General features: G+C 73.8%; 3 protein-coding genes and 1 pseudogene. 3 read left to right on the top strand and 1 reads right to left on the bottom strand.

What is annotated here, in order from left to right:
• Window positions 1-125 precede the first annotated feature (125 nt).
• From aroA to B7767_RS18770, 3 genes are all read left to right on the top strand, one after another.
• Window positions 126-1,442, top strand: a complete 1,317-nt coding sequence (aroA, locus tag B7767_RS18780) for a 3-phosphoshikimate 1-carboxyvinyltransferase (RefSeq protein ID WP_085573193.1) — start codon at window positions 126-128, stop codon at window positions 1,440-1,442.
• A gap of 9 nt (window positions 1,443-1,451) precedes the next feature.
• Window positions 1,452-2,462, top strand: a complete 1,011-nt coding sequence (gene rsgA / locus B7767_RS18775; RefSeq protein WP_085573192.1) for a ribosome small subunit-dependent GTPase A — start codon at window positions 1,452-1,454, stop codon at window positions 2,460-2,462.
• Between the two features lie 119 nt (window positions 2,463-2,581).
• Complete coding sequence (locus B7767_RS18770) at window positions 2,582-2,905, top strand: multidrug efflux SMR transporter (protein WP_048455705.1); 324 nt, start codon at window positions 2,582-2,584, stop codon at window positions 2,903-2,905.
• Between the two features lie 6 nt (window positions 2,906-2,911).
• Here B7767_RS18770 and B7767_RS18765 read toward each other — a convergent pair.
• Window positions 2,912-3,122: pseudogene (locus B7767_RS18765) on the bottom strand (TetR/AcrR family transcriptional regulator); the annotation flags it as partial.

Below are 3,122 nucleotides of genomic sequence, written 5' to 3'. Positions count from 1 at the left end.
CGGCGACCCCCGGGGGGGCGCGGGGCCGTGCCGGCGTGCGGCTCCGCCGCGCGGGCGCGACAAGCCCTCACGCGGCAGCACCCGAAAGACGGCCTGCCCCCGGACCTCCTTATAAAGTGGGCCCCATGGCCCCGAACCCCGCACACACCGCCCTCTGGCCCGCCCCGCACGCGAGCGGAGCCGTCGACGCGACGGTCCACGTGCCCGGGTCCAAGTCGGTCACCAACCGTGCCCTCCTCCTCGCCGCCCTCGCCTCCGAGCCGGGCTGGCTGCGCCGCCCGCTGCGTTCCCGCGACACCCTGCTGATGGCCGGCGCCCTGCGCGCGATGGGCGTGGAGATCGAGGAGGGCGTCGGCCCGGACGGCACCGGCGAGGCCTGGCGGGTACTCCCCACGGGCCTGCGCGGCCCGGCCACCGTCGACGTCGGCAACGCCGGCACGGTGATGCGGTTCCTGCCCCCGGTCGCCACGCTCGCCGACGGTCCCGTCCGCTTCGACGGCGACCCCCGCTCCTACGAGCGTCCCCTGAACGGCGTCATCGACGCGCTGCGCCACCTGGGCGCCCGGATCGACGACGAGGACCGCGGCGCGCTGCCGATGACCGTGCACGGCGGCGGCGCCCTGGACGGCGGCACCGTGGAGGTCGACGCGTCCTCGTCCTCCCAGTTCGTCAGCGCGCTGCTGCTGTCCGCGCCCCGGTTCAACCAGGGCGTCGAGGTCCGCCACACCGGCGCGACGCTGCCGTCCCTGCCGCACATCCGGATGACCGTCGACATGCTCCGCGCGGTGGGTGCCCAGGTGGACACCCCCGAGTCGGGCGGCGAGCCGAACGTCTGGCGGGTCACGCCGGGCGCCCTGCTGGGCCGGGACCTGACCGTCGAGCCGGACCTGTCCAACGCCCAGCCGTTCCTGGCGGCGGCGCTGGTGACCGGCGGCAAGGTCGTCGTTCCGGACTGGCCCGCCCGTACCACCCAGCCCGGTGACCGGCTGCGGGAGATCTTCACCGAGATGGGCGGTTCCTGCGAGCTGACCGAGTTCGGGCTCGTGTTCACCGGTTCCGGGTCGGTCCACGGCATCGACGTGGACCTCGGCGAGGTCGGCGAGCTGACGCCCGGCATCGCGGCCGTGGCGGCGCTCGCGGACTCCCCGTCGACCCTGCGGGGCGTGGCCCACCTGCGGCTGCACGAGACGGACCGGCTGGCCGCGCTGACCAAGGAGATCAACGAGCTCGGCGGCGACGTCACCGAGACCGCCGACGGTCTGCACATCCGCCCGCGCCGGCTGCACGGCGGGGTCTTCCACACCTACGAGGACCACCGCATGGCCACCGCCGGCGCGATCATCGGCCTCGCGGTCGAGGGCGTGCAGATCGAGAACGTGGCCACCACGGCGAAGACCCTGCCGGACTTCCCCGAGCTGTGGACCGGGATGCTCGGGGCGTAGGGGTTCACCATGCGCCGCTACGGCAAGCACACCGACGAGGACGACATCCGCTCCCGCCCCAACCGCAAGGGCAACCGGCCGCGCACCCACATCCGGCCCAAGCACGAGGACGCGGCCCCCGGCCTGGTCCTCACCGTCGACCGGGGCCGGCTGACCTGTCTCGTCGAGGACCGGGTCGTACTGGCGATGAAGGCCCGTGAGCTGGGCCGCAAGGCGGCGGTGGTCGGTGACCGGGTGGCGCTCGTCGGCGACCTGTCCGGGAGGAAGGACACGCTCGCGCGGATCGTGCGGATCGAGGAGCGCGCGTCGGTGCTGCGCCGCACCGCGGACGACGACGACCCCTACGAGCGGGTCGTCGTCGCCAACGCCGACCAGCTCGCCGTCGTCACCGCCCTCGCCGACCCCGAACCCCGTCCGCGGCTGATCGACCGCTGCCTGGTCGCGGCGTACGACGGCGGCCTGGAGCCGCTGCTGGTGCTGACCAAGTCGGACCTCGCGCCGCCGGACAAGCTGCTGGAGCTGTACGGCGACCTCGACATCCCCTACGTCGTGACCAGCCGCGCGGAACTGGAGAGCGGCGAGGCGGCGGACCGGGTGCGGGAGCAGCTGGACGGCCGGATCACCGCGTTCGTGGGGCACTCCGGGGTCGGCAAGACGACGCTGGTCAACGCGCTGGTGCCGGAGGAACGGCGGCGTACGACCGGGCACGTCAACGCGGTGACCGGGCGGGGGCGGCACACGACGACGTCCGCGCTGGCGCTGCCGCTGTCGGGTGCCGAGGGCTGGGTGATCGACACGCCGGGGGTGCGGTCCTTCGGGCTCGCCCACGTCGACCCGTCCCGGGTGATCCACGCCTTCCCCGATCTGGAGCCGGGCACGGAGGGCTGTCCGCGCGCGTGCAGTCACGACGAGCCGGACTGCGCGCTGGACGCGTGGGTGGCCGAGGGGCACGCGGATCCGGCGCGGCTGTACTCGCTGCGGCGGCTGCTGGCGACGCGGGAGCGCACGGAGGGCGACTGACCTCCGCGTTGTTTGTCGTGGCCGCCGGGCGGTAAGTGCATAATCGCACCGAGCCGGACCCGAACCCGTCGAACCTGACGAAGCGGTCACTGTACGTGGGGAATGCGGGAGGACGACACATGGCGTGGCTGCTGGTCATAGTGGCCGGGTTGCTCGAGACCGGCTTCGCCGTGTGTCTGAAGCTGTCGCACGGCTTCACCCGGCTGTGGCCGACCATCGCGTTCTGCGCGTTCGCGCTGGGCAGCTTCGGGCTGCTGACCCTGGCGCTGAAGAAGCTGGACGTGGGGCCCGCGTACGCGGTGTGGACGGGCATCGGCGCGGCGGGGACGGCCATCTACGGGATGGTGTTCCTCGGGGACCTGGTGTCGACGCTGAAGATCGTGTCGATCACGTTCGTGATCGTCGGTGTGATCGGGTTGCAGTTGTCGGGGTCCGCGCACTGAGCCCCGCTACGGCACCGCCGAGGTCCGGTGCAGGGCGCCGCGCACCAGGTCGGCGACGCCGGTGTCGGCCGGGGGCGCGGCGACGCAGGACAGGGCGAGGCGGACCACCAGCTCGCAGGAGCGGGCCAGGTCGGCGGTGTCGGACCGGGGGACGCCGGGGCCGGCCAGGACGGCGACGGCACGGTCGCGGACGAGGGCGACGAGGTCGGCGGGTGAG

The organism is Streptomyces sp. 13-12-16, assembly GCF_002114215.1.
Classification (GTDB): domain Bacteria; phylum Actinomycetota; class Actinomycetes; order Streptomycetales; family Streptomycetaceae; genus Streptomyces.
The sequence above is the reverse complement of the archived record's forward strand: the minus strand, read 5'-3'. Positions and strand labels throughout refer to the sequence as shown.

What these genes read in the sequence shown, in the direction of transcription:
- B7767_RS18770 (WP_048455705.1), top strand. Translation starts at nt 2,582, where the DNA reads ATGGCGTGGCTGCTGGTCATAGTGGCCGGGTTGCTCGAGACCGGCTTC.
- aroA (WP_085573193.1), top strand. Translation starts at nt 126, where the DNA reads ATGGCCCCGAACCCCGCACACACCGCCCTCTGGCCCGCCCCGCACGCG.
- rsgA (WP_085573192.1), top strand. Translation starts at nt 1,452, where the DNA reads ATGCGCCGCTACGGCAAGCACACCGACGAGGACGACATCCGCTCCCGC.